The organism is Streptomyces sp. NPDC058246 (genome assembly GCF_042881985.1).
GTDB lineage: Bacteria > Actinomycetota > Actinomycetes > Streptomycetales > Streptomycetaceae > Streptomyces.
In genome coordinates, this window is sequence record NZ_JBHVWZ010000046.1 from 34092 (window position 1) to 58758 (window position 24667).

At 70.5% G+C, this 24667-nt stretch carries 21 protein-coding genes and 1 pseudogene; 20 read left to right on the forward strand and 2 right to left on the reverse strand.

Annotated features, from left to right (window positions below; all coding sequences use genetic code 11):
* The first annotated feature begins 64 nt into the window (after positions 1 to 64).
* The gene (locus ACFVXA_RS38370) at positions 65 to 781 is read left to right on the forward strand and encodes an MBL fold metallo-hydrolase (RefSeq protein WP_362021034.1); all 717 of its coding nucleotides are present in this window, start codon (positions 65 to 67) and stop codon (positions 779 to 781) included.
* Positions 782 to 793: 12 nt separating this feature from the next.
* A complete protein-coding gene (hisS, locus tag ACFVXA_RS38375; protein ID WP_362021037.1) occupies positions 794 to 2056 on the forward strand; it encodes a histidine--tRNA ligase in 1263 nt (420 codons plus the stop codon).
* Positions 2057 to 2328: 272 nt separating this feature from the next.
* Here hisS and ACFVXA_RS38380 read toward each other — a convergent pair.
* A pseudogene (locus ACFVXA_RS38380) lies at positions 2329 to 3166 on the reverse strand (ATP-binding cassette domain-containing protein).
* A 139-nt stretch (positions 3167 to 3305) separates the two neighbouring features.
* Here ACFVXA_RS38380 and ACFVXA_RS38385 point away from each other — a divergent pair.
* The 3 genes from ACFVXA_RS38385 to rpsD all read left to right on the forward strand — a co-directional run bounded on the left by ACFVXA_RS38385 (position 3306) and on the right by rpsD (position 6330).
* The gene (locus ACFVXA_RS38385; protein ID WP_383746233.1) at positions 3306 to 3941 is read left to right on the forward strand and encodes a vitamin K epoxide reductase family protein; all 636 of its coding nucleotides are present in this window, start codon (positions 3306 to 3308) and stop codon (positions 3939 to 3941) included.
* 68 nt (positions 3942 to 4009) lie between these two features.
* Positions 4010 to 5365, forward strand: a complete 1356-nt coding sequence (locus tag ACFVXA_RS38390) for a replication-associated recombination protein A (RefSeq protein WP_389749611.1) — start codon at positions 4010 to 4012, stop codon at positions 5363 to 5365.
* A 350-nt stretch (positions 5366 to 5715) separates the two neighbouring features.
* Positions 5716 to 6330: a 30S ribosomal protein S4 gene (gene rpsD / locus ACFVXA_RS38395; protein ID WP_362021045.1), complete on the forward strand. Its 615-nt coding sequence runs from the start codon at positions 5716 to 5718 to the stop codon at positions 6328 to 6330.
* Between the two features lie 30 nt (positions 6331 to 6360).
* On the opposite strand, the gene ACFVXA_RS38400 is transcribed toward rpsD, so the two are convergent.
* Positions 6361 to 8523: an ATP-binding protein gene (locus tag ACFVXA_RS38400; RefSeq protein WP_383911824.1), complete on the reverse strand. Its 2163-nt coding sequence runs from the start codon at positions 8521 to 8523 to the stop codon at positions 6361 to 6363.
* A 169-nt stretch (positions 8524 to 8692) separates the two neighbouring features.
* On the opposite strand from ACFVXA_RS38400, the gene ACFVXA_RS38405 reads away from it, so the two are divergent.
* The 15 genes from ACFVXA_RS38405 (at position 8693) to nusB (ending at position 24591) form a co-directional block, all read left to right on the forward strand.
* A complete protein-coding gene (locus ACFVXA_RS38405) occupies positions 8693 to 9127 on the forward strand; it encodes a DUF948 domain-containing protein (RefSeq protein ID WP_362021052.1) in 435 nt (144 codons plus the stop codon).
* Between the two features lie 7 nt (positions 9128 to 9134).
* Positions 9135 to 9494: a DUF6167 family protein gene (locus ACFVXA_RS38410; RefSeq protein WP_362021054.1), complete on the forward strand. Its 360-nt coding sequence runs from the start codon at positions 9135 to 9137 to the stop codon at positions 9492 to 9494.
* Positions 9494 to 12166, forward strand: a complete 2673-nt coding sequence (gene alaS, locus ACFVXA_RS38415) for an alanine--tRNA ligase (protein ID WP_390028565.1) — start codon at positions 9494 to 9496, stop codon at positions 12164 to 12166. Before ACFVXA_RS38410 ends, alaS begins: the two co-directional genes overlap by 1 nt.
* Positions 12167 to 12181: 15 nt before the next feature.
* Entirely contained in the window at positions 12182 to 12646 is a 465-nt protein-coding gene (ruvX, locus tag ACFVXA_RS38420) for a Holliday junction resolvase RuvX (protein WP_362021060.1), read from the forward strand.
* A gap of 123 nt (positions 12647 to 12769) precedes the next feature.
* Positions 12770 to 14557, forward strand: coding sequence for an endolytic transglycosylase MltG (gene mltG / locus ACFVXA_RS38425; protein ID WP_390028566.1), 1788 nt, complete (start codon positions 12770 to 12772; stop codon positions 14555 to 14557).
* Positions 14535 to 15377: a shikimate dehydrogenase gene (locus tag ACFVXA_RS38430; RefSeq protein WP_390028567.1), complete on the forward strand. Its 843-nt coding sequence runs from the start codon at positions 14535 to 14537 to the stop codon at positions 15375 to 15377. The genes mltG and ACFVXA_RS38430 overlap by 23 nt, the downstream gene beginning before the upstream one ends.
* A gap of 137 nt (positions 15378 to 15514) precedes the next feature.
* Positions 15515 to 17722 (forward strand): molybdopterin cofactor-binding domain-containing protein, encoded by a 2208-nt coding sequence (locus tag ACFVXA_RS38435; protein WP_390028568.1) that lies wholly within the window; start codon positions 15515 to 15517, stop codon positions 17720 to 17722.
* Between the two features lie 57 nt (positions 17723 to 17779).
* Entirely contained in the window at positions 17780 to 18238 is a 459-nt protein-coding gene (locus tag ACFVXA_RS38440) for a (2Fe-2S)-binding protein (protein ID WP_383746246.1), read from the forward strand.
* 195 nt (positions 18239 to 18433) lie between these two features.
* Complete coding sequence (gene aroC / locus ACFVXA_RS38445) at positions 18434 to 19618, forward strand: chorismate synthase (protein ID WP_389752123.1); 1185 nt, start codon at positions 18434 to 18436, stop codon at positions 19616 to 19618.
* Entirely contained in the window at positions 19615 to 20130 is a 516-nt protein-coding gene (locus tag ACFVXA_RS38450; RefSeq protein ID WP_362021075.1) for a shikimate kinase, read from the forward strand. Before aroC ends, ACFVXA_RS38450 begins: the two co-directional genes overlap by 4 nt.
* Complete coding sequence (gene aroB / locus ACFVXA_RS38455) at positions 20127 to 21218, forward strand: 3-dehydroquinate synthase (RefSeq protein ID WP_362021078.1); 1092 nt, start codon at positions 20127 to 20129, stop codon at positions 21216 to 21218. The genes ACFVXA_RS38450 and aroB overlap by 4 nt, the downstream gene beginning before the upstream one ends.
* 187 nt (positions 21219 to 21405) lie before the next feature.
* Positions 21406 to 22317, forward strand: coding sequence for a Pro-rich N-terminal domain-containing protein (locus ACFVXA_RS38460; RefSeq protein WP_383746249.1), 912 nt, complete (start codon positions 21406 to 21408; stop codon positions 22315 to 22317).
* A 102-nt stretch (positions 22318 to 22419) separates the two neighbouring features.
* Positions 22420 to 23526: an aminopeptidase P family protein gene (locus ACFVXA_RS38465; RefSeq protein WP_383911807.1), complete on the forward strand. Its 1107-nt coding sequence runs from the start codon at positions 22420 to 22422 to the stop codon at positions 23524 to 23526.
* Between the two features lie 61 nt (positions 23527 to 23587).
* The gene (efp, locus tag ACFVXA_RS38470) at positions 23588 to 24154 is read left to right on the forward strand and encodes an elongation factor P (RefSeq protein WP_010988257.1); all 567 of its coding nucleotides are present in this window, start codon (positions 23588 to 23590) and stop codon (positions 24152 to 24154) included.
* 2 nt (positions 24155 to 24156) lie between these two features.
* Positions 24157 to 24591, forward strand: a complete 435-nt coding sequence (gene nusB, locus ACFVXA_RS38475) for a transcription antitermination factor NusB (RefSeq protein ID WP_362021087.1) — start codon at positions 24157 to 24159, stop codon at positions 24589 to 24591.
* Positions 24592 to 24667: the final 76 nt, after the last annotated feature.

A 24667-nucleotide genomic window follows, 5' to 3' on the forward strand; every position in this document is an offset into this window, starting at 1 on the left:
GAGCCACAGCCGCCCGCCCCGTACGACGCCGTATGACCTCGTACGACACAAACGAAGGACGATCGTGCTCATTGCCGGGTTCCCCGCCGGGGCCTGGGGGACCAACTGTTACCTGGTCGCCCCCGCCGCGGGTGAGGAGTGCGTGATCATCGACCCGGGCCATCAGGCCGCCCAGGGAGTCGAGGACGCACTCAAGAAGCATCGGCTCAAGCCCGTCGCGGTCATCCTCACCCACGGCCACATCGACCATGTCGCCTCGGTCGTCCCGGTGTGCGGAGCGCACGACGTACCGGCCTGGATCCACCCCGAGGACCGGTACATGATGAGCGACCCCGAAAAGGCGCTCGGCCGGTCCATCGGCATGCCGCTGATGGGCGAGCTGACCGTGGGGGAGCCCGACGACGTGAAGACGCTGAGCGACGGCACGAAGCTGGAGCTGGCCGGTCTGGAGCTGTCCGTCGCGCACGCGCCCGGGCATACCAAGGGGTCGGTGACCTTCCAGCTGCCCGAGACCGCGGACATCCCGTCCGTGTTCTTCTCCGGGGATCTGCTGTTCGCCGGCTCCATCGGACGCACCGACCTGCCCGGCGGCTCGCACGCCGAGATCCTCGACTCGCTGGCCCGTGTGTGCCTGCCGCTCGAGGACTCGACCGTGGTGCTGTCCGGCCACGGCGCCCAGACCACCATCGGCCAGGAGCGCGCCACCAACCCGTACTTGCGGCAAGCGGCCGCAGGCCGCCAAGAACGCGGTGCTTCGCCCGCTCCCCGACGAGGAATGTGACGAGAGACTTTCGTGAGCACCTTCAAGGCCCCCAAGGGCACGTACGACCTGATCCCGCCGGAGAGCGCGAAGTACCTCGCCGTGCGCGAGGCGATCGCCGCGCCCCTGCGGAACTCCGGCTACGGCTACATCGAGACGCCCGGCTTCGAGAACGTCGAGCTGTTCGCGCGCGGTGTCGGTGAGTCCACCGACATCGTGACCAAGGAGATGTACGCCTTCGAGACCAAGGGCGGTGACCAGCTGGCCCTGCGCCCCGAGGGCACCGCCTCCGTGCTCCGCGCGGCCCTCGAGGCCAACCTGCACAAGGCCGGCAACCTCCCCGTCAAGCTCTGGTATTCGGGCTCGTACTACCGCTACGAGCGCCCCCAGAAGGGCCGTTACCGGCACTTCTCCCAGGTCGGCGCCGAGGCGATCGGGGCCGAGGACCCGGCGCTGGACGCCGAGTTGATCATCCTGGCCGACCAGGCGTACCGCTCGCTGGGCCTGCGCGACTTCCGGATCCTGCTGAACTCGCTGGGCGACAAGGAGTGTCGTCCCGTCTACCGGGCGGCCCTGCAGGACTTCCTGCGCGGTCTGAACCTCGACGAGGACACGCTCCGCCGCGCTGAGATCAACCCGCTCCGGGTCCTCGACGACAAGCGCGACGACGTCCAGAAGCAGTTGGTCGGCGCGCCGCTGCTACGCGACTACCTGTGCGACGCCTGCAAGGCGTACCACGAGGAGGTGCGCGAGCTGATCACCGCCGCCGGCGTCTCCTACGAGGACGACCCGAAGCTGGTCCGCGGGCTCGACTACTACACCCGTACGACCTTCGAGTTCGTCCACGACGGCCTGGGCTCCCAGTCCGCGGTGGGCGGCGGCGGGCGCTACGACGGGCTCTCCGAGATGATCGGCGGCCCCGCGCTGCCGTCGGTGGGCTGGGCGCTGGGCGTCGACCGTACGGTCCTCGCCCTGGAGGCCGAGGGCGTCTCGCTCGAACTCCCCGCGTCCACCAGCGTGTTCGCGGTGCCGCTCGGGGAGGAGGCGCGGCGGGTGCTCTTCGCAGTCGTCACCGCTCTGCGCAAGGCCGGGGTCGCGGCGGACTTCTCCTACGGCGGCAAGGGGCTCAAGGGCGCCATGAAGAACGCGAACCGCTCGGGTGCGCGCTACACCGTCGTCGCCGGCGAGCGGGATCTCGCCGAGGGCGTGGTGCAGCTCAAGGACATGGAGTCCGGTGAGCAGACGGCGGTGGCCGTGGACGGGATCGTGGCGGAGCTGAAGGCACGGCTCGGCTGAGGACGGCACAGGGACCTGTCGCGCGGTTCCCCGCGCCCTGCACGGGGGCTCGGGGAACCGCGCGACCTTTTGGGGCCTGGGGGCGCAGCCCCGAGGAACGGCCGGGCGGGTAGGGGCGGCAGGAGCGGCGGGGACGGGTAGGGGCGGCAGGAGCGGCCGGGGCGGGCACGGGCGGCAGGAACGATGCGACGGGCGGGGGCGCCAGGAACGGACGCGACGGGTGGGGGCGCCAGGAACGGACGCGACGGGTGGGGGCGGCGGGGGCGACAACCTCACTCCAGCAACCCCAACCGCATCGCACACGTCACCGCCGCCGTCCGATCGTCCACCCCCCAGCTTCCCGAAGACCCGCAGCAGATGGGTCTTCACTGCGGACTCCCCGATGAAGAGCCGACGGCCGATCTCGGCGTTGGTACAGCCCTCGGCGACCAGCCGGAGCACGGCGGACTCCCGCTCGGACAGCCGCGGCCGGTCCGGCTTCGTACGGAGCCGGTCCACGAGCCGCGCCGCGACGGACGGGGCCGGCACGGTCTCCCCACGAGCCGCCGCCCGCACCGCGTCCGCGAGCTCCGCCCGCGGCAGATCCCAGAACTGCCGCCGCGCGGCCGGGTCGAAGCCGGTCGTCGGCTCGTCCAGGAGGAGCAGTTCGGGACCGCCGATCACGCCGAGCGCCACGTCCAGTCGCCTGCGCCGGCCGCCCGAGAGCGCCTTGACGCGGCTGTCCGCCTTCGCCTCCGGACCGACCAGCCCGATGACGTCCTCCGGGTCGCGGGGACGAGGGTAGGAGCGGGCGAAATGCCGCACGGTCTCGCGCATCGTCAACTCCGCGGGCGCGGATTCGTCCTGCCAGACGATGCCGACCCGGGAGCGCCACGCGCGCGTGCCCGTCGCCGGGTCGCTGCCCAGTACGGAGACCTCGCCCGCGTCCCGGTCGCGGTTGCCCTGGAGGATCTCCACCGTGGTGCTCTTGCCCGCGCCGTTCGGCCCGAGCAGGCCGAACACCTCGCCCTGCCGGATGCCGAGATCGATGTCGTCGACGGCGGGGACGTCCCCGTACCGCTTGCGCAGTCCTCGTACGTCCACCGCGAGTTGGTCCGCGTGTGCTGTCATGCCGAGGAGCCTCCCGCCGAACCGAACGTTCCGGGACGACCGTGCGTACCTCCTTATGTCCATCGAACGGTGGACACGCGCGCGCGTGCGGCACAATGTCGGTGCCCGCAGGCCCCTTCGAAGCTACGGAAACGGCGTGATGAGCAAGACGACAGTCAAGGACGTCTCGGCCGACCAGGAACGCGTCACCGCTCCCCGGACGGTCGGCGGCAGCCGTGCCCTCGCTCTGTTGCTGGTGATCACCGGTGCGGCCGGTCTCCTTGCCGCGTGGGTCATCACGATCGACAAGTTCAAGCTGCTGGAGAACCCGAACTTCGTGCCCGGGTGCAGCCTGAACCCGGTCGTGTCCTGCGGCAACATCATGAAGAGCGACCAGGCCTCCGCCTTCGGGTTCCCCAACCCCATGCTGGGTCTCGTCGCCTACGGCATCGTCGTCTGCGTCGGCATGAGCCTGCTCGCCCGGGCCACCTTCCCGCGCTGGTACTGGCTGACCTTCAACTTCGGCACGCTCTTCGGCGTCGCGTTCTGCACCTGGCTGCAGTTCCAGTCGCTGTACCGCATCAACTCGCTGTGCCTGTGGTGCAGCCTCGCCTGGGTCGCCACGATCACGATGTTCTGGTACGTGACCTCGTCCAACATCCGCAACGACTTCCTGCCCGCCCCGCGCTGGCTGAAGAGCTTCTTCGGCGAGTTCACCTGGGTCCTTCCGGTGCTGCACATCGGCATCATCGGCATGCTGATCCTGACCCGCTGGTGGGACTTCTGGACCAGCTGACCTCCCCCGGTCCCCGGCATTTCCCGGGCCGGACGGCATTGTCAGTGGTGTGACATAGGGTTTTGTGCGTGGAGCCCGACCTATTCACCGCCGCGGCGGAAGAGCGCCAGGAGAAGGACCCGACCGGCAGTCCCCTGGCGGTACGGATGCGCCCGCGCACCCTCGACGAAGTCGTGGGCCAGCAGCATCTGCTGAAGCCGGGCTCGCCCCTGCGCAGACTCGTCGGCGAGGGGAGCGGCGGCCCGGCCGGCCCGTCCTCGGTGATCCTCTGGGGCCCGCCCGGCACCGGTAAGACGACCCTCGCGTACGTGGTGTCCAAGGCCACCAACAAGCGCTTCGTCGAACTCTCCGCGATCACCGCCGGCGTCAAGGAAGTACGCGCGGTCATCGACGGAGCACGCCGCGCCACCGGCGGCTTCGGCAAGGAGACCGTCCTCTTCCTGGACGAGATCCACCGCTTCAGCAAGGCCCAGCAGGACTCCCTGCTCCCGGCCGTCGAGAACCGCTGGGTGACCCTGATCGCGGCGACCACCGAGAACCCGTACTTCTCGGTGATCTCGCCCCTGCTCTCCCGCTCCCTCCTTCTCACCCTCGAACCGCTCACGGACGACGACCTGCGCGGCCTCATCAAGCGCGCGCTCACCGACGAGCGCGGACTCAAGGAGGCCGTCACCCTCCCCGCGGACACCGAGGAGCACCTGCTGCGGATCGCCGGCGGGGACGCCCGTCGCGCCCTGACCGCCCTGGAGGCCGCGGCCGGCGCCGCGCTCGACAAGGGCGAGGCGGAGATCAGCCTCCAGACCCTGGAGGAGACGGTCGACCGCGCGGCCGTGAAGTACGACCGCGACGGCGACCAGCACTACGACGTGGCGAGCGCGCTCATCAAGTCCATCCGCGGCTCGGACGTGGACGCCGCACTGCACTACCTGGCCCGGATGATCGAGGCCGGCGAGGACCCCCGCTTCATCGCCCGCCGCCTGATGATCTCCGCGAGCGAGGACATCGGCCTGGCCGATCCGAACGCGCTGCCCATAGCCGTGGCCGCCGCCCAGGCCGTCGCCATGATCGGCTTCCCCGAGGCCGCGCTCACCCTCAGCCACGCCACCATCGCCCTCGCCCTGGCCCCCAAGTCCAACTCCGCGACCACGGCGATCGGCGCCGCCATGGAGGACGTACGCAAGGGACACGCGGGCCCCGTGCCGCCGCACCTGCGCGACGGGCACTACAAGGGCGCGGCCAAGCTGGGGCACGCGCAGGGGTATGTGTATCCACACGACCTGCCCGAGGGCATCGCCGCCCAGCAGTACGCGCCCGAGGAGCTCAAGGACCGCGAGTACTACACGCCGACCCGGCACGGCGCCGAGGCGCGGTACGCGGACGCGGTCGAGTGGACCAGGAAGCACCTCGGCCGGGGAAAAGGCTGACGGTCAGCGGCGGGGCCTGCGGTCGAAAGCGGTCCTGAGCGCCCTGTAGGATGGCGCGAAGCGCTGCGTCCCGTGTCCGGCTCCGGTCGGCACCACCAGAACGGGACATCCAGCCGGAGCCCCGCCTGTATGGGGGATTCCAGGAGCGTCGCGCACCGTCGAAGGTGTCGCGGGCAGCCCACCACCACCCGGGTTCCGGGAACGGTCGGTGGGCCACTCGCGTGCTGCACGTATGTGCCCAGACCCAGGAGCGGCTGCCCAGCAGGCCCATCAAGGGCCCGCGGGTCTCCCGGGCTGCGGATTGCGACCTCCCTTAACTCTGGTGAGCCGAAATCACGGAAAGAGAAAAAGTGGCGAATCAGTCCCGCCCCAAGGTCAAGAAGTCGCGTGCCCTCGGCATCGCGCTGACCCCGAAGGCCGTCAAGTACTTCGAGGCCCGCCCCTACCCGCCGGGTGAGCACGGCCGCGGCCGCAAGCAGAACTCGGACTACAAGGTCCGTCTGCTCGAGAAGCAGCGTCTGCGCGCGCAGTACGACGTGTCCGAGCGTCAGCTCGTCCGCGCCTACGAGCGTGCCTCCAAGGTTCAGGGCAAGACCGGTGAGGCCCTGATCATCGAGCTCGAGCGCCGTCTCGACGCCCTGGTCCTGCGTTCGGGCATCGCCCGCACGATCTACCAGGCCCGTCAGATGGTCGTGCACGGCCACATCGAGGTCAACGGCCAGAAGGTCGACAAGCCCTCGTTCCGCGTCCGTCCCGACGACGTCGTGATGGTCCGCGAGCGCAGCCGCGAGAAGACGCTGTTCCAGGTCTCCCGCGAAGGTGGCTTCGCCCCCGACGGCGAGACCCCGCGCTACCTCCAGGTGAACCTCCGCGCCCTGGCCTTCCGCCTGGACCGTGAGCCGAACCGCAAGGAGATCCCGGTGATCTGCGACGAGCAGCTCGTCGTCGAGTACTACGCCCGCTGATCTTCCGGCGGACCTAGCACCACCTGCGTGTCAGCCCGTCGTCTCCCCGCCCTTCGAGGTGGGCGAGACGGCGGGTTCTCGCATGTCAGGGGGCCGACGGCGCGGCGACGGCAGCACGCCGAGCGGCCGGGCGCCGTCGGCCGGCCCCAGCGCCCGCGCCACCGCCGCCTCCTGCCCGAGCCGTGCCCCCGCCCGTACGCACTCCTCGTAGCGCTCGTCGCCCAGCCGCCGCCGGGCGAGCGACGCGCACCGCTCGTGCGGCCCGTTGTAGTGCGCCGAGCCGAACAGCGGCAGACCGACCGACGGCCACATCCGGGACGCCGCCCCTTGCAGCAGCGCGGCCTCGGCCGGGTCGCCCTCCTCCGCCGTGACCAGCGCGAGCAGCTCGACCGAGAGGACCGTGCCGAGCAGATCGTGGAAGGTGTGCGCGATACCGAGGCACTCCTGCAGCAGGTCTCGGGCGCGCGTGGAATCCCGCCCGGCCAGGGCCTCGTACGCCAGGACGTACAGCGCGTACGCCAGCGCCCAGCGCTCCCCGTGGTCCTCGCAGACCCGGCGGACGTCCTCGCACAGCATCACCGCGCCCGGCAGATCCCCCTGGAACGCCAGCGTCATCGCCAGCTCGACCTGGCCCATCAGCACATTGCTGTTGAGCTCACCGATCTCGTGATAGCGGTCCAGCGCCGAGCGCAGCAAGGTTTCCGCACGCACCATGTCGTCGGTGACCAGCGCCAGACAGCCGGTGCGGTGCTCGGCGTAAGCGGCCGCGGTGGCGTTGCCGGTACGTTCCGCCTCCTCGCGGCACTCGTGGAGCGCGGACAACGCGGCCACCGTGTCGCCCTGCAGAACCGCGACATAACCGAGCACCCACAGTGCCTTCAGCCGCGACTGGTCACGGTCACCGTCGAGCTCGACGCTGCGCTCCAGCCAGTGCCGGCCCTCCGACAGCCGGCCGCAGCCGACCCAGTAGAACCACAGGGAGCCTGCCAGGTACTGGCCCAGATGCGCGTCGCCCGGCTCGGTCAGACAGTGCTCCAGGGCGCAGCGCAAGTTCGGCAGCTCCGCGTCGACGCGCGCGGCGACCTCGCCCTGCCGCGGCGAGAACCAGTCCAGCTCGCACCAGGTCGCCAGACCCATGTACCAGTCGCGGTGACGGCGGCGCAGCCGGCCCGCGTCACCGATCGCCTCCAGCCAGTCCGCGCCGTACGCCCGGACCGTGTCCAGCATCCGGTAGCGCACGCCCGCCGCCGTCTCCGTACGGGACAGCACGGACTGCGCGAGCAGCTCGCCCAGCACGTCGAGGACGTCGTCGGCGTGCAGCCCGTCACCGCTGCACACGTACTCGGCGGCCTCCAGGTCGAACTGCCCGGCGAACACCGAGAGCCGCGACCACAGCAGCCGCTCCTCGGGCGTGCACAGCTCATGGCTCCAGCCGATCGCGGTCCGCAGCGTGTGGTGCCGGGGCAGCGCGTCACGCGCGCCGCCGGTCAGCAGCCGGAAGCGGTCCTCCAGGCGGGCCAGCAGCTGGGCGGGGGAGAGGGCGCTGAGGCGCCCCGCCGCCAGCTCGATCGCGAGCGGGATCCCTTCCAGCCGCCGGCACAGCTCCCGTACGTCCGACCGGTTCCCGTCGTCCAGCGCGAACCCGGGTACCCGGGCCGCGGCCCGGTCGGCGAACAGCTCCGCCGCCTCCGGCTCGGTCAGCGGCGCCAGCGGGAAGAGCCGCTCGCCCGCGACATCCAGCGGTCTGCGCCCCACGGCGAGCACACGCAGCCCGGGCGCGTGCCGCAGCAGCTCGCCCACCAGCGAGGCGCACGCGTCCACCAGATGCTCGAACCCGTCGAGGACGAGCAGGAGTTGACGCTCGGCGAAATGGTCGAGCAGGACCCGACGCGGCGGGCGTGACGTGTGATCGGTCAGTCCGAGGGCTTCGACGACCGCGTACTCGACGAGGTCCGGATCACGCACCGCGGACAGTTCCACCCGCCACGCGCCCTCGCGCGGATCCGTGCGCGCCGCCGCGTGTGCCGCGAGCCGCGACTTGCCGACCCCGCCCATGCCCGTCAGCGTCACCAGACGGGCGGTCTCCAGCGCCTCGGCCAGCCCCCTGAGTTCGGCCGAGCGCCCCACGAACGCGGTGAGTTCCAGGGACGGATCGCCGAGCGGCGAAGGGTCTGAGCGCTGAAAATCTCGCATGGGACACGGAGCGTACTGACCCGTAAGCGGTCCGTACAATCGCTTCGCGCAACTCCGGTGCCGGGCCGCGGTAATGCGGTACGGAGCCTCGGCCCCGGCGCGATAGGCTCGGGGGACTGATTCTTTCGGTTTTCGATGTTCAGGCATGCAGTAAGGGAGCGGGTGCACAGTGTCCGGTGGAGAGGTGGCCGGGATCCTGGTGGCCGTCTTCTGGGCGATCCTGGTCTCCTTCCTCGCCGTCGCGCTGGCGAGGCTGGCCCAGACGCTCAGGGCGACCACCAAGCTCGTCGCGGACGTGACCGACCAGGCCGTCCCGCTCCTGGCAGACGCCTCCGCCGCGGTGCGCTCCGCACAGACGCAGATCGACCGGGTCGACGCCATCGCGTCTGACGTCCAGGAGGTCACGTCGAACGCGTCGGCGCTGTCGACCACCGTCGCCTCCACCTTCGGCGGCCCCCTGGTCAAGGTCGCGGCGTTCGGCTACGGCGTGCGCCGGGCCATCGGAGGCCGCCGAGAGAATGTGCCCGACAAAGCGCCCCGGCGTACCGTGATCGTGGGCCGCACCGTCCCGTCCGCGCGACGGGGAAAGCGGAAGAAGGACTGACGCAGCGATGTTCCGCCGTACGTTCTGGTTCACCGCCGGCGCAGCCGCGGGTGTGTGGGCCACCACCAAGGTCAACCGCAAGCTCAAGCAGCTCACCCCCGAGAGCCTCGCGGCCCAGGCCGCGAACAAGGCGATCGACGCGGGCCACCGGCTCAAGGACTTCGCGCTCGACGTCCGTGACGGCATGGCACAGCGGGAGGCCGAACTCGGCGAGGTGCTCGGTCTGAACGACCGCCCCGATCCCGAACTCCCCGCCCAGCGGCGCACCGTCGCGCTCGGCACCGACAAGCAGGGCTTCGGCAACAACAAGCAGATCAAGTACATCGAGAACACGACGTACACGTACAACCGGAATGAGGACCACTGATGGAGTCGGCTGAGATCCGCCGCCGCTGGTTGAGCTTCTACGAGGAGCGCGGTCACACCGTCGTCCCTTCGGCGTCGCTCATCGCGGACGACCCGACTCTGCTCCTGGTCCCCGCGGGCATGGTCCCGTTCAAGCCGTACTTCCTCGGCGAGGTCAAGCCGCCGTGGCCGCGCGCCACCAGCGTGCAGAAGTGCGTGCGCACGCCCGACATCGAAGAGGTCGGCAAGACCACCCGGCACGGCACGTTCTTCCAGATGTGCGGCAACTTCTCCTTCGGCGACTACTTCAAGGAAGGCGCCATCACCTACGCCTGGGAGCTGCTCACCCTGCCCCAGGACAAGGGTGGTTACGGGCTCGACCCGGAGCGCCTGTGGATCACGGTCTACCTGGAGGACGACGAGGCCGAGGCCATCTGGCGCGACAAGATCGGCGTCCCGGCCGAGCGCATCCAGCGCCTCGGCAAGAAGGACAACTACTGGTCCATGGGCGTCCCGGGCCCCTGTGGCCCGTGTTCCGAGATCAACTACGACCGCGGTCCCGAGTTCGGTGTCGAGGGCGGCCCGGCCGTCAACGACGAGCGGTACGTGGAGATCTGGAACCTGGTCTTCATGCAGTACGAGCGCGGCGAGGGCACCTCGAAGGAGGACTTCGAGATCCTCGGCGAGCTGCCCAGCAAGAACATCGACACCGGTCTCGGCCTCGAGCGCCTCGCCATGATTCTGCAGGGCGTGCAGAACATGTACGAGATCGACACCTCCATGGCCGTCATCAAGAAGGCCACCGAGCTGACGGGCGTCGAGTACGGCGCCGCCCACGACTCCGACGTCTCGCTGCGCGTGGTCACCGACCACATGCGCACCTCCGTGATGCTCATCGGCGACGGTGTCACGCCGGGCAACGAGGGCCGCGGCTATGTGCTGCGCCGGATCATGCGCCGCGCCATCCGCAACATGCGGCTGCTCGGCGCCACCGGTCCGGTCGTCAAGGACCTGATCGACGTCGTGATCGAGATGATGGGCCGGCAGTACCCGGAGCTCGTCACCGACCGGCGGCGCATCGAGACCGTCGCCCTCGCCGAGGAGGCCGCCTTCCTCAAGACGCTGAAGGCCGGCACGAACATCCTCGACACGGCCATCACCGAGACCAAGGAGTCCGGCGGCAAGGTGCTGGCCGGCGACAAGGCCTTCCTGCTCCACGACACCTGGGGCTTCCCGATCGACCTCACCCTCGAAATGGCCGCCGAGCAGGGCCTTTCGGTGGACGAGGACGGTTTCCGCCGTCTGATGAAGCAGCAGCGGGACCAGGCCAAGGCCGACGCCCGAGCCAAGAAGACCGGCCACGCCGACCTCGGCGCCTACCGCCAGATCGCCGACGCCGCCGGTGAGACCGACTTCATCGGCTACGACCGCACCGAGGGCGAGTCGACGATCGTCGGCATCCTGGTCGACGGCGCCTCGTCGCCCGCCGCCACCGAGGGCGACGAGGTCGAGATCGTCCTCGACCGCACCCCGTTCTACGCCGAGGGCGGCGGCCAGATCGGCGACACCGGCCGCATCAAGGTCGACACCGGCGCCATCGTCGAGATCCGCGACTGCCAGAAGCCGGTCCCGGGCGTGTACGTCCACAAGGGCGTCGTCCAGGTCGGCGAAGTCACCGTCGGCGCCAAGGCCCAGGCCACCATCGACGTCCGCCGCCGCAAGGCCATCGCCCGCGCCCACTCGGCCACGCACCTCACCCACCAGGCCCTGCGTGACGCCCTCGGCCCGACGGCCGCCCAGGCCGGTTCCGAGAACCAGCCCGGCCGCTTCCGCTTCGACTTCGGTTCCCCGTCCGCCGTGCCGACGGCCGTGATGACCGACGTCGAGCAGCAGATCAACGAGGTCCTCGGCCGCGACCTGGACGTCCAGGCCGAGGTCATGAGCATCGACGAGGCCAAGAAGCAGGGCGCCATCGCCGAGTTCGGCGAGAAGTACGGCGAGCGGGTCCGCGTGGTGACCATCGGCGACTTCTCCAAGGAGCTGTGCGGCGGCACGCATGTGCACAACACCGCCCAGCTCGGCCTGGTCAAGCTGCTCGGCGAATCGTCGATCGGCTCCGGCGTACGGCGCATCGAGGCCCTGGTCGGCGTCGACGCGTACAACTTCCTGGCCCGCGAGCACACGGTCGTCGCCCAGCTCCAGGAGCTGGTCAAGGGCCGTCCCGAGGAGCTTCCCGAGAAGATCTCCGCCATGCTCGGCAAGCTGAAGGACGCCGAGAAGGAGATCGAGAAGTTCCGCGCGGAGAAGGTCCTGCAGGCCGCCGCCGGTCTCGTCGAGTCCGCCAAGGACGTGCACGGCGTCGCCCTGGTCACCGGCCAGGTCCCGGACGGCACGTCCGCCGACGACCTGCGCAAGCTGGTCCTCGACGTGCGCGGCCGGATCCAGGGCGGCCGGGCCGCCGTCGTCGCGCTGTTCACGACCGCCAACGGCAAGCCGCTGACGGTCATCGCCACCAACGAGGCCGCCCGCGAGCGCGGCCTCAAGGCCGGTGAGCTGGTCCGTACGGCCGCCAAGACCCTCGGCGGCGGTGGTGGCGGCAAGCCGGACGTCGCCCAGGGCGGCGGCCAGAACCCGGCCGCCATCGGCGAGGCCGTCGACGCGGTCGAGCGCCTCGTCGCCGAGACCGCCAAGTAAGAAACGGCCAAGAAGATGCGCAGAGGCCGTCGGCTCGCCATCGACGTCGGGGACGCCCGCATCGGGGTCGCCTCGTGCGATCCCGACGGGATCCTCGCGACACCGGTGGAGACGGTTCCGGGACGTGACATCCCGGCCGCCCACCGCCGGTTGAAGCAACTCGTCGAGGAGTACGAGCCGATCGAGGTCGTCGTCGGACTCCCTCGCTCCCTCAAGGGGGGCGAGGGCCCGGCCGCGGCCAAGGTCCGTGTCTTCGCCCAGGAACTCGCCCGGGGGATCGCGCCCATTCCGGTGAGGCTCGTGGACGAGAGGATGACCACGGTGACGGCCAGTCAGGGGCTGCGCGCCTCGGGTGTGAAGTCCAAAAAGGGCAGGTCCGTCATCGATCAGGCGGCCGCCGTCATCATTCTGCAGCAGGCTCTGGAATCCGAACGGGTGTCAGGTAAATCTCCCGGCGAGGGCGTCGAAGTGGTCATCTGATCGCGATACGGTAACGTTCCGCGCGATGCGGTGGTGTTCGAACAGCTACCGCACAGCAAAGAGGCGGACGGGAGCCGTGCCACAAGCGCCAGCAGCCGCCGCCTCGCGGCTCGTAGGGGATCGATGACTGAGTATGGCCGGGGCCCAGGCTCCGAACCGTGGCATCCGGAGGACCCGTTGTACGGGGACGGCGGATGGGGAGGACAGGCCGCCGACGGCCAGTCCTCCTACGACGGCGGCCAGCCGCAGCACTATCCGCAGCAGCCGCACCAGCAGCAGCCGCAGTACGGGGACTGGTCCGCGGACCAGCAGGGCGCGTACGACCAAGGACAGCAGCAGTTCCCCGCTCAGGGGCACCCGCACCAGCAGTACGTGGACCAGGCGCAGCACCAGTACAACGGTCAGGGGCAGCAGCAGTACGCCGACCAGACCGGGCAGCAGTACGTCGACCCGGGCCGGCAGCAGTACACCGGTCAGCCCCAGCAGCAGTACGCCGGCCAGGGGCAGCAGCAGTACCACGACGGCAGCTGGAGCAACGGGACGCAGACGCACGTCCCGTACGCCGCCGATCCGGCCGACCCGTACGCGGGCCAGTACGCCGGTGAGCAGCCCGACTTCTACAACACTCCCGACGCCTACCCGCCGCCGGAGCCGCCGGCCCGCCGACGCGCCGAACCCGAGCCGCGGACCGATTGGGACCCCGGCCCCGACCAGGGCGAGCACGCCTTCTTCGCCGGTGGCGACGATGACGACGATTCCGACGACGACGATCCGAAGGGTCGCCGCGGCCGCGGTGACCGACGCGGCAAGGGCGGCGGCAAGGGCAAGAAGCGCCGCAGCGGCTGCGCCTGCCTGGTGGTCGTGCTGGTCTTCGGAGGAGGACTCGGCGGAGTCGGATATTTCGGGTACCAGTTCTACCAGAATCGTTTCGGCCCGGCTCCGGACTTCGCGGGCGACGGCACCAGCGAGAGCGTGAACGTCCAGGTGCCCAAGGGCGCGGGCGGCGCTGCGATCGGGCGCCTCATGAGGGACGCCGGTGTCGTCAAGAGCGTCGACGCGTTCGTGTCGGCCTTCACCCAGAATTCCAATTCGGGTTCCATTCAGGCCGGCGCGTACACCATGAAGAAGGAGATGTCCGGCGCGAGCGCCGTGAAGTGGATGCTCGATCCCAAGAGTCAGAACAACCTGACCATCAGGGAGGGAGAGCGCAACTCCGCGGTCTACGTGGACATCGACAAGAAACTCGAACTCCCCGGCGGCACCACCAGCAAGGTGGCCCAGAAGGAATACAAGAACCTCGGGCTGCCGGACTGGGCGAGCGCCAACAAGTACGTCAAGGATCCGCTGGAAGGGTTCCTCTACCCGGCCACGTATCCGGCGGCCAAGGGCATGAAGCCCGAGGACATCCTGAAGAAGATGGTGGCCCAGGCCAACCAGAAGTACACGGAGCTGAACCTCAAGGCGAAGGCCAAGGCGCTCAACCTGGACAGCCCGTTCCAGCTGGTCACGGTCGCGAGCCTGGTCCAGGCCGAGGGCAAGACGCACGATGACTTCCGCAAGATGGCCGAGGTCGTCTACAACCGGCTGAAGCCGACGAACACCGAGACCAACCAGCTGCTGCAATTCGACTCGACCTTCAACTACCTGAAGAAGCGCAGCAATATCAACATCAGCGAGTCGGAGATCAACAGCAACAAGGACCCGTACAACACGTACACGCGCAAGGGTCTGCCGCCCGGTCCGATCGGAAACCCGGGTGAAGAAGCGTTGCGTGCCGCGCTCAACCCGACGGACGACGGCTGGATCTACTTCGTGGCGACTGACGGTCAGGAAAACACCGAATTCGCCAAGACGTACGCCGAATTCCAGACGCTCAAGGAAAAATTCAATGAAAGCTCGGGCAAGAACTGACGCCCGTCGAGCCGCCGTCCTCGGTTCTCCCATCGCCCATTCGCTCTCCCCGGTGCTGCACCGGGCGGCGTACACGGAACTGGGGCTCGCCGACCGGTCGTACGACCGTTTCGACGTCGACGAGGCGGCGCTGCCCGGGTTCTTCGGGGAACTCGGGCCGGAGTGGGCGGGGTTGTCCTTGACCATGCCGCTCAAGCGGGCCGTGATTCCGCTGCTCGACGAGATCACCGACACGGCGGCCTCCGTCGAGGCGGTCAACACGGTGGTGTTCACGGACGACGGCCGGGGCGTCGGCGACAACACGGACATTCCCGGGATGGTCGCCGCCCTGCGCGAGCGGGGGATCGAGGAGGTGGAGTCCGCCGCGATCCTGGGCGCGGGCGCCACCGCCTCCTCAGCGCTGGCCGCGCTCGCGCGGATCTGCACCGGCGAGGTCGTTGCCTATGTCCGCAGCAAGGAGCGCGCCGCCGAGATGCGGCAGTGGGGCGAGCGGCTCGACGTCGAGGTCCGGACGGAGGACTGGGCGGACGCCGGGCAGGCGCTGCGCGCACCGCTGGTGATCGCCACGACTCCGGCCGGTACGACGGACGCGCTGGCGGCCGCCGTACCGGAGCGGCCCGCGACCCTCTTCGACGTCCTCTACGAGCCCTGGCCGACGGATCTCGCGGCGCGCTGGTCCGCGTACGGCGGTGCTGTGGTCAGCGGACTCGACCTGCTCGTGCACCAGGCGGTGCTCCAGGTGGAGCAGATGACGGGGCACTCGCCCGCGCCGCTCGACGCCATGCGAAGGGCGGGCGAGCACGCGCTCGCGTCACGGTAAGGCCGCCGGGGCGGCTCCGGGTGAGAGTCCGGCCGCCGATGGTCCGATCATGTGCGTGCCCTTGAATCCGGGACTTACCTCCGGTAATGATCTCCGGACGGCCCGGCGACGGCGGCGGGCGCGTGAACGGAGCCCCCATGACTGGACACGCCAGGCGCAGGTTTCTCACCTACCTGGTGGCCGCGCCCACCCTGGCCGTTGCGACCAGGATCGGACTGGACGCCCTCGACCCCGGCACCGCTCGGGCGGCGGTTCCCACGCCACCGGCGCCGGCCGATCTGGTCGACCTCGGTGATCTGCTGATCCTGGCGGGCAAGCCCACCGCGGGCATGCTCGTCCTGAGCGTCGACGCGGACGGGACGGTCCACTTCCGGCTGCCGCGGGAGGAGGTCGGGCAGGGCCTGACCACGGCGGTGGCCATGCTGGTGGCCGAGGAGTTGGACACCCCGCTCGACCGGGTGCGCATCCAACTCGACGACGCCCGGCCCGAGCTGCTGTTCAACCAGCTGACCGGAAGCTCCAACTCGATACGGTCGCTGTACGACCCCGTACGGCACACCGCGGCGGCCGCCCGTGCGCGCATGGTCGGCGTGGCGGCGCGGCAATGGGGACTGAGCGCAGGCGACTTGACGGTCCGTCAGGGTGTGGTGACCGCGCCGGACGGGCGTACCGCCTCCTACGGCACCCTGTCGGCGGCCGCCGCCTCCTTCGATCCGGCGTCGCTGACCGTCACGCCCAAGAAGGAGTCCGAGCACACCCTCGTCGGCACCCCCACCTCCCGTATCGACGCCCGGGCTCTCGTCACCGGCCGGCAGGTCTACACGCTCGACCTCGACGTCCCCGGCGCCAAGCCCTGCATGGTGCGCCGCCCGCCGACCGTCAACGGCACCGTGAAAGCGGTCAACAACGAGGCCGTCGTACGCGCCCTGCCCGGCGTCCTCGACGTCGTCACGCTCGACACCGGCGTCGCCGTGGTCGCCGAGACCTTCGGCCAGGCCCTCGACGGCAAGAACGCCCTGGACGTCTCCTGGGGCGGCGGCACGGTCGACACGCTCTCGGACGACGACATCCGGGCCCGGCTGAAGGCGGCGACGCCGTCTCTCGACGTGCTCGGGCTGCTGGTCAAGAAGGTGGACGCCGAGTTCGACTTCGCGTTCGTCAGTCACGCGCCGATGGAGACCAACTCCGCCGTGGCCGACGTACGAGCCGATGGGGCCGAGATCTGGTCGGGCATGAAGTCGCCGGTCGTCGCCCAGGCGGCCATCGCACGAGCCGTCGGACTGCCGGTGAGCAAGGTCAAGGTCCATGTGGTGCAGTCGGGAGGCTCCTTCGGGCGCCGGCTGTTCTACGACGCCGCCCTGGAGGCGGCCGTCGTGTCCCAGAAGAGCGGACGCCCGGTGCGGCTGATGTGGTCGCGGATCGACGACATGCGGCACGGCCGGATGCGGCCCGCGACGCATCACCGGATCCGTGCCACCTACGCGCTGGGCCAGGTGCTCACCTTCGTCCACCAGGTCGCGGCCGTGGAGACCGACTTCCGGCACGGCCTGGGGGACGCGATCACCGCCGCTGCGGCCGGTCTGCCCTCCGGCCTCGGCAACGCGACCTTCGCGCAGACCCTCTTCCTGACCACGGTGAAGTCCCCCTACAACTTCGGCGTCACCACCCAGGCGCTCACCGAAGTGCCGTTGAAGATGCACACCGGGTCGTGGCGCTCGGTGTACTCGGCCAACACACGGGGCGCCGAGGAGATCGTCGTCGACGAGCTGGCGGCGAGGCTCGGCCAGGATCCGGTCGCCTTCCGGCGCTCCTTCCTCAAGACCGACCGGCAGCGCGCCGTGCTCGACAAGGTCGCCGCGGAAGGCGACTGGGGACGGACGCTGCCCGCCGGCTGGGCCCAGGGCGTCGGCTTCCACGAGGAGTACAAGTCGTGCACGGCCTGTCTCGTCGAGATCGACGCCACCGACCCGAAGCAGCCGCGGGTGACGAAGGCGGTCGTCGCGGCGGACGTGGGGCGGCCGGTCAATCCGCGCGGGCTGGAGGCACAGCTGCTGGGCGGACTCACGGACGCGATCTCCACCACGCTGCGGGCCGGGCTCCACATCGACAAGGGCCTCCCGCTGGAAGGCAGCTACTCGCAGTTCCACTACGCCCGCCAGAAGGACTCCCCGAAGGACGTACGGATCTTCGTGCTGCCGACCGAGCACGAGCCCGGCGGCGCGGGGGAGCTGGGAGTTCCGGCCGCCGTGGGCGCCATCGCCAACGCCTACGCGCGGGCCACCGGCACCAAGCCGCGCAGTTTCCCGGTGAACTTCGACGTCGACTTCACGCCCTTCCCGCGCTGACCCCTCGTTTCCGCGCCGGCTTCGCGCCGCCCCTTCGCCTCAGGAGCACCAGCTGCCATGCCCTCCCACACCTTCACCGTCAACGGGAAGACCGTCACCGTCGACGCCCCCGACGACCTGCCCCTGCTCTGGGCGCTACGCGATCTGCTCGGCGTCCGCGGCCCCAAGTACGGCTGTGGCATCGACGTCTGCAAGGCCTGCACCAGTCACCTCGACGGCGAGGCCGTGCGCCCCTGCGTGGTCCCGGTCGCCGAGGCCGCGGGGCGTGAGGTCACCACCATCGAGGGGCTCGCGGACGGGGACCGGCTGCACCCGGTCCAGGAGGCCTGGCTGGAACAGGACGTGGCCCAGTGCGGCTACTGCCAGCCCGGCCAGATCATGGCCGCCGTCGCGCTGCTGAAGCGTACGAAGAACCCCACGGACGCCGACATCGACGAGATCGCGAACGTCTGCCGCTGCGGCACGTACTTCCGCATCCGCGAGGCGATCAAGAGCGCGGCGGCGCGGATGGCGTGACCAGCCGGGGGCCTGCACGGGCGCCCGTCGCCCGGCGACGTCCGTCCGCCTGATGGACCTGCGGCCGGATACCGGGCCGAGACGTGGGAGGATCGGAGGTGGCGGGCCAGGGCCGCGCACCCGGTCGCGCCGTCGCCGTACGCGAGGACGCGCGTACGCAGCAGCAGTACCAGGGCGCGAGCATGAGGAGCACCGTTGAGCAGGTTGCGCTGGCTGACCGCGGGGGAGTCCCACGGTCCCGCACTTGTCGCGACGCTGGAGGGCCTTCCCGCCGGCGTGCCGATCACCACGGAGATGGTGGCGGACCACCTGGCCCGGCGGCGCCTCGGCTATGGGCGCGGTGCGCGCATGAAGTTCGAGCGCGACGAGGTCACCTTCCTCGGCGGCGTACGCCACGGTCTCACCCTCGGCTCGCCGGTGGCCGTCATGGTCGGCAACACCGAGTGGCCCAAGTGGGAGCAGGTCATGGCGGCCGACCCGGTCGCCCCGGAGATCCTCGCCGACCTGGCCCGTAGCGCCCCGCTGACCCGGCCCCGGCCCGGTCACGCCGACCTCGCGGGCATGCAGAAGTACGGCTTCGAGGAGGCCCGTCCGATCCTGGAGCGCGCCTCCGCCCGCGAGACCGCCGCCCGCGTCGCGCTGGGCGCGGTGGCCCGTTCGTACCTGAAGGAGACGGCCGGGATCGAGATCGTCTCGCACGTCGTCGAGCTCGCCGCGGCGAAGGCCCCGTACGGCGTCTACCCCAAGCCCTCCGACGTCGAGAAGCTCGACGCCGACCCGGTGCGCTGCCTGGACGCCGACGCGTCGAAGGCGATGGTCGCGGAGATCGACCAGGCCCACAAGGACGGTGACACGCTGGGCGGTGTGGTCGAGGTGCTGGCGTACGGCGTGCCGGTGGGTCTCGGCTCGCATGTGCACTGGGACCGGCGGCTCGACGCCCGGCTCGCGGCCGCGCTCATGGGCATCCAGGCCATCAAGGGTGTCGAGGTCGGCGACGGCTTCGAGCTCGCCCGGGTGCCGGGCTCCAAGGCGCACGACGAGATCGTGCAGACCCCCGAGGGCATCAAGCGGTCCACCGGCCGCTCCGGTGGCACCGAGGGCGGGCTGACCACCGGTGAGCTGCTGCGGGTGCGCGCCGCGATGAAGCCGATCGCGACCGTGCCGCGCGCGCTCGCCACCATCGACGTCGCCACCGGCGAGGCCGCCAAGGCCCACCACCAGCGCTCCGACGTCTGCGCGGTCCCGGCCGCCGGCATCGTCGCCGAGGCCATGGTCGCCCTCGTCCTGGCGGACGCCGTGGCGGAGAAGTTCGGCGGCGACAGCGTCCAGGAGACCCGTCGCAACGTGCGGTCCTACCTCGACAACCTGGTCGTGCGGTGACCGCTCCGAGCGTCGTCCTCGTCGGCCCGATGGGGGTCGGCAAGTCCACGGTGGGCGCGCTGGTCGCCGAGCGGCTCGGCTGCGCCTACCGGGACACGGACGACGACATCGTGGCCGCGCAGGGCCGCACCATCGCCGACATCTTCGTCGACGAGGGCGAACCGGTCTTCCGCGCCATCGAGAAGCAGGCCGTGCACACCGCGCTCGCCGAGCACGACGGCGTGCTGGCGCTCGGCGGCGGCGCGATCCTCGACGCCGACACCCGCGCACTGCTGGCCGGGCACCGTGTCGTCTACCTGTCGATGGACGTCGAGGAGGCGGTCCAGCGCACCGGCCTGAACGCGGCCCGTCCGCTGCTCGCCGTCAACCCGCGCCGGCAGTGGCGCGAGCTGATGGAGGCGCGCCGCCACCTGTACACCGAGGTCGCCCGCGCGGTGGTGCCCACCGACGGCCGTACCCCCGAAGAGGTCGCCCAGGCGGTCCTGGACGCACTGGAGTTGAAGGAAGCATGAGCGAGGCAGTGACCCGTATCCAGGTCGGCGGCACCGCGGGGACCGACCCCTACGAGGTGCTGGTCGGCCGTCAACTCCTCAGCGAGCTGGCCGGGTTGATCGGTGACAGGGCCAAGCGCGTCGCGGTCGTCCACCCCGAGGCGCTCGCGGAGACCGGCGAGGCGCTCCGTGCCGACCTGGCCGGGCAGGGCTTCGAGGCCGTGGCCATCCAGGTACCGAACGCGGAGGAGGCCAAGACCGCGGAGGTCGCGGCCTACTGCTGGAAGGCGCTGGGCCAGTCCGGGTTCACCCGTACCGATGTCATCGTCGGTGTCGGCGGCGGCGCCACGACCGACCTGGCCGGTTTCGTCGCGGCGACCTGGCTGCGCGGGGTGCGCTGGATCGCCATCCCGACCACCGTGCTGGCCATGGTGGACGCGGCGGTCGGCGGCAAGACGGGCATCAACACGGCCGAGGGGAAGAACCTCGTGGGTTCCTTCCACCCGCCCGCGGGCGTGCTCTGCGACCTGGCCGCCCTCGACTCGCTGCCGGTCAACGACTTCGTGTCCGGGCTCGCCGAGGTCATCAAGGCCGGTTTCATCGCCGACCCGGTGATCCTGGAGCTCATCGAGTCCGACCCGGAGGCGGCCCGCACGCCCGCCGGCCCGCACACCGCCGAGCTGATCGAGCGCTCCATCAAGGTCAAGGCCGAGGTCGTCTCCGGCGACCTGAAGGAGTCGGGGCTGCGCGAGATCCTCAACTACGGGCACACCCTCGCGCACGCCATCGAGAAGAACGAGCGCTACAAGTGGCGGCACGGCGCGGCCGTCTCGGTGGGCATGCACTTCGCGGCCGAACTCGGCCGCCTGGCGGGCCGGCTGGACGACGCGACCGCCGACCGTCACCGCACCATCCTGGAGTCCGTCGGCCTCCCGCTGAGCTACCGCTACGACCAGTGGCCCAAGCTCCTGGAGAACATGAAGGTCGACAAGAAGTCCCGCGGCGACCTGTTGCGCTTCATCGTCCTCGACGGGCTCGCCAAGCCGACGGTCCTCGAAGGTCCGGACCCGGCCGTGCTCCTCGCCGCGTACGGCGAAGTGGGCGAGTAGTTCCACTCGGGCGTACTTGGCCCGATGTGCCTGCGCCCACGGGCACTTCGCGCCTTCCCCGGCCGTTCACACAACGGCGGCCGGGGAAGGTACCGTTCGGTAGCGAGCGGGACTCAAGGACTGAGGACTGAGGACCGAAGGCCCGCTCGCCAGCGCCAATTGCCTGTACGAGACGGAGTGGCACCGGATGCAGCACGCAGTGGGGGCTCCGCTGCCGCCGCCCCACCAGCCGGGGCACGGACCGGCCGCCGGCTGGTCGCCTGCCGGACAGCACCAGGGACTTCCGGGACACCCGGGTCCCGCACCCGTTCCCGGTTTCACCGGAGCGCCCGTGCCTCCGGGAGCCCCTCCCACCCAGGTCCCGCATCACGCGCCCCAGCCTCACGCTCCGCAGCAGCCTGCGCACCCCGCCCCCGCGCAGCCCGCGCACCACGCTCCCGTCCCGCCCACCCCGGACACCACCGGGCATGTGCAGCTGCCCCCGGGTGGCCCGGTGGCCATGCCGGCGCCGACGCCCGCCGCAGGCACGCCCGACCCCACGGCCAGCACGCTCGCCGTGCTGCTCATCGGCCCCGCGGGCGCCGGAAAGACCAGCGTCGCCAAGTACTGGGCGGACCACCGCCGGGTCCCCACCGCCCACATCAGCCTCGACGACGTACGCGAATGGGTGCGCTCGGGCTTCGCGGACCCCCAGTCGGGGTGGAACGATCATTCTGAGGCGCAGTACCGCCTGGCCCGCCGCACCTGCGGCTTCGCCGCGCGGAACTTCCTGGCCAACGGCATCTCGTGCATCCTCGACGACGCTGTCTTCCCGGACCGCCCCGTCGTCGGCCTCGGTGGCTGGAAGCGGCACGTCGGTCCCGGCCTGCTGCCCGTCGTCCTGCTCCCCGGTCTGGAGATAGTCCTGGAGCGCAACGCCGAGCGCTCCGGGAACCGCCGCCTCACCGATGAGGAGGTCGCCCGCATCCACGGCCGGATGGCCGGCTGGTACGGCTCCGGGCTGCCCATCATCGACAACTCCCAGCTCGACGTACCGGCGACGGCCCGCGTCCTGGACGACGTACTCGCCCGCTCGATCGCCAGCCCGCCACAGTGGTGAACGTCCCGCAGGACCCTCCGTCCGCACGTCCGGGGCCTCCCCCTCCACACGTCCGGCCCCGCTGAACCGGCGACATCCGGCCACCGCTCGTACGCTCGGTTCATGTCAGAGGTGTACGCGGCCCGTAGAGACCGGCTCCGGGAGCGCTGTACCGCGGGCGGCAGCGCGGCGGCGCTCGTCACCCGCCCGGCCAACGTGAGGTATCTCGCCGGCGCGGCACCGCGCGGCGCTGTGCTCCTGCTGGGCAGGGGCGAGGATCTGCTGCTGTGCGGCGGCCCGCCGAGCGGCGAGTCGGACGAGGGGCGCCCCGACGAGGCGCTGCGCGTGCAGGTGCTGCCGCGTGCCGGGGGCGACGCCGCCGTCGCCGCCGCCGATGTCGCCGCCGGACAGGGCGCCGAGTCGCTCGCGGTCGAGGAACACCACCTCACCGTGACCCGGCACCGGGCCATCCGCTCGGTGGCGCCGCGGCTGCGCCTCGCCGACCTGGGCGGCGCGGTGGAACAGCTGCGGGTGATCAAGGACGAGGAGGAGATCTCCTGTCTGCGGATCGGCGCCGAGATCGCCGACCAGGCACTGGGGGAGCTCCTGGAATCGATCCTGGTCGGCCGTACGGAACGGCATCTCGCCCTGGAGCTGGAGCGCCGTCTCGTCGACCACGGCGCCGACGGCCCGGCCTTCGCCACCTCGGTCGGCACCGGCCCGAACTCGGGGCGGTGCGGCCACCGGCCCACCGACCGGCGCGTGGAGGAGGGCGATTTCCTTTCCGTCTGTCTCGGCGCGACCTATCGCGGCTACCGCTGTGAGATCGGCCGTACGTTCGTGATCGGAACGTCGCCGGCGGACTGGCAGATCGAGCTGTACGACCTCGTCTTCGCCGCCCAGCGCGCCGGACGGGAGGCGCTGGCACCCGGTGCCGCCTACCGGGATGTGGACCGCGCGGCCCGCCAGGTACTGGACTCCGCGGGCCATACGGAAGGGCTTCCACCGCTGACCGGGCACGGTGTCGGGCTCGAAATCGACGAGGACCCGCAGCTGGGCCCCGCAGCCATGGGTAAACTGGACGCTTGCGTGCCGGTCACCGTCGAACCGGGGGTCCACCTCCCGGGCCGGGGCGGCGTCCGGATCGATGACACGCTCGTCGTACGCCCTGAGGCGGACGGCGGACCCGAGCTACTCACCATCACGACCAAGGAGCTGCTCGCGCTCTAGCTTTTCCGAGCTACGCGCGTGCGCCGGGGTCGTCCACGTCAGTCCAGGAGATTCCGCAACCGTGGCTTCCACGAACGACCTCAAGAACGGCCTGGTGCTCAAGCTCGACGGAGGCCAGCTCTGGTCCGTCGTCGAGTTCCAGCACGTCAAGCCCGGCAAGGGCCCGGCCTTCGTGCGCACCAAGCTGAAGAACGTGCTCTCCGGCAAGGTCGTCGACAAGACGTTCAACGCCGGCGTCAAGGTCGAGACGGCCACGATCGACAAGCGCGACATGCAGTTCTCGTACATGGACGGCGAGTACTTCGTCTTCATGGACATGGACACGTACGACCAGCTCATGGTCGACCGCAAGTCCGTCGGTGACGCCGCCAACTTCCTGATCGAGGGCTTCACGGCCACCGTGGCGCAGCACGAGGGCGAGGTGCTCTTCGTCGAGCTGCCCGCCGCCGTCGAGCTCGTCATCCAGGAGACCGAGCCGGGTGTCCAGGGCGACCGCTCCACCGGTGGCACCAAGCCCGCCACCCTGGAGACCGGCCACCAGATCCAGGTCCCGCTCTTCATCACCACTGGTGAGAAGATCAAGGTCGACACCCGCACGAGCGACTACCTCGGCCGGGTGAACAGCTAACCGTGGCTGCCCGCAACACGGCCCGCAAGCGCGCCTTCCAGATCCTCTTCGAGGGCGACCAGCGCGGCGTGGACGTCCTGACGGTCCTCGCGGACTGGATCCGGCACTCCCACGCCGACACCCGACAGCCACCGGTCAGCGAGTACACGATGCAGCTGGTCGAGGGCTACGCCAAGAAGGCGGCCCGGATCGACGAGCTGCTCGCGCAGTACGCCGTCGGCTGGACGCTGGACAGGATGCCGGTCGTCGACCGCAACATCCTGCGCCTCGGTGCCTACGAGCTGATCTGGGTCGACGAGACCCCGGACGCCGTGGTGCTCGACGAGGCGGTGCAGCTGGCGAAGGAGTTCTCCACGGACGAGTCGCCCTCGTTCGTCAACGGCCTGCTGGGCCGACTGAAGGACCTGAAGCCGTCGCTCCGCCGAGACGAGGCCTAGACAAGGCCTGGTCGTACGGGAACGTACGCGAAAGCCGCGAAAACGCCGGAGGGCCCGCAGCACGTCCGCTGCGGGC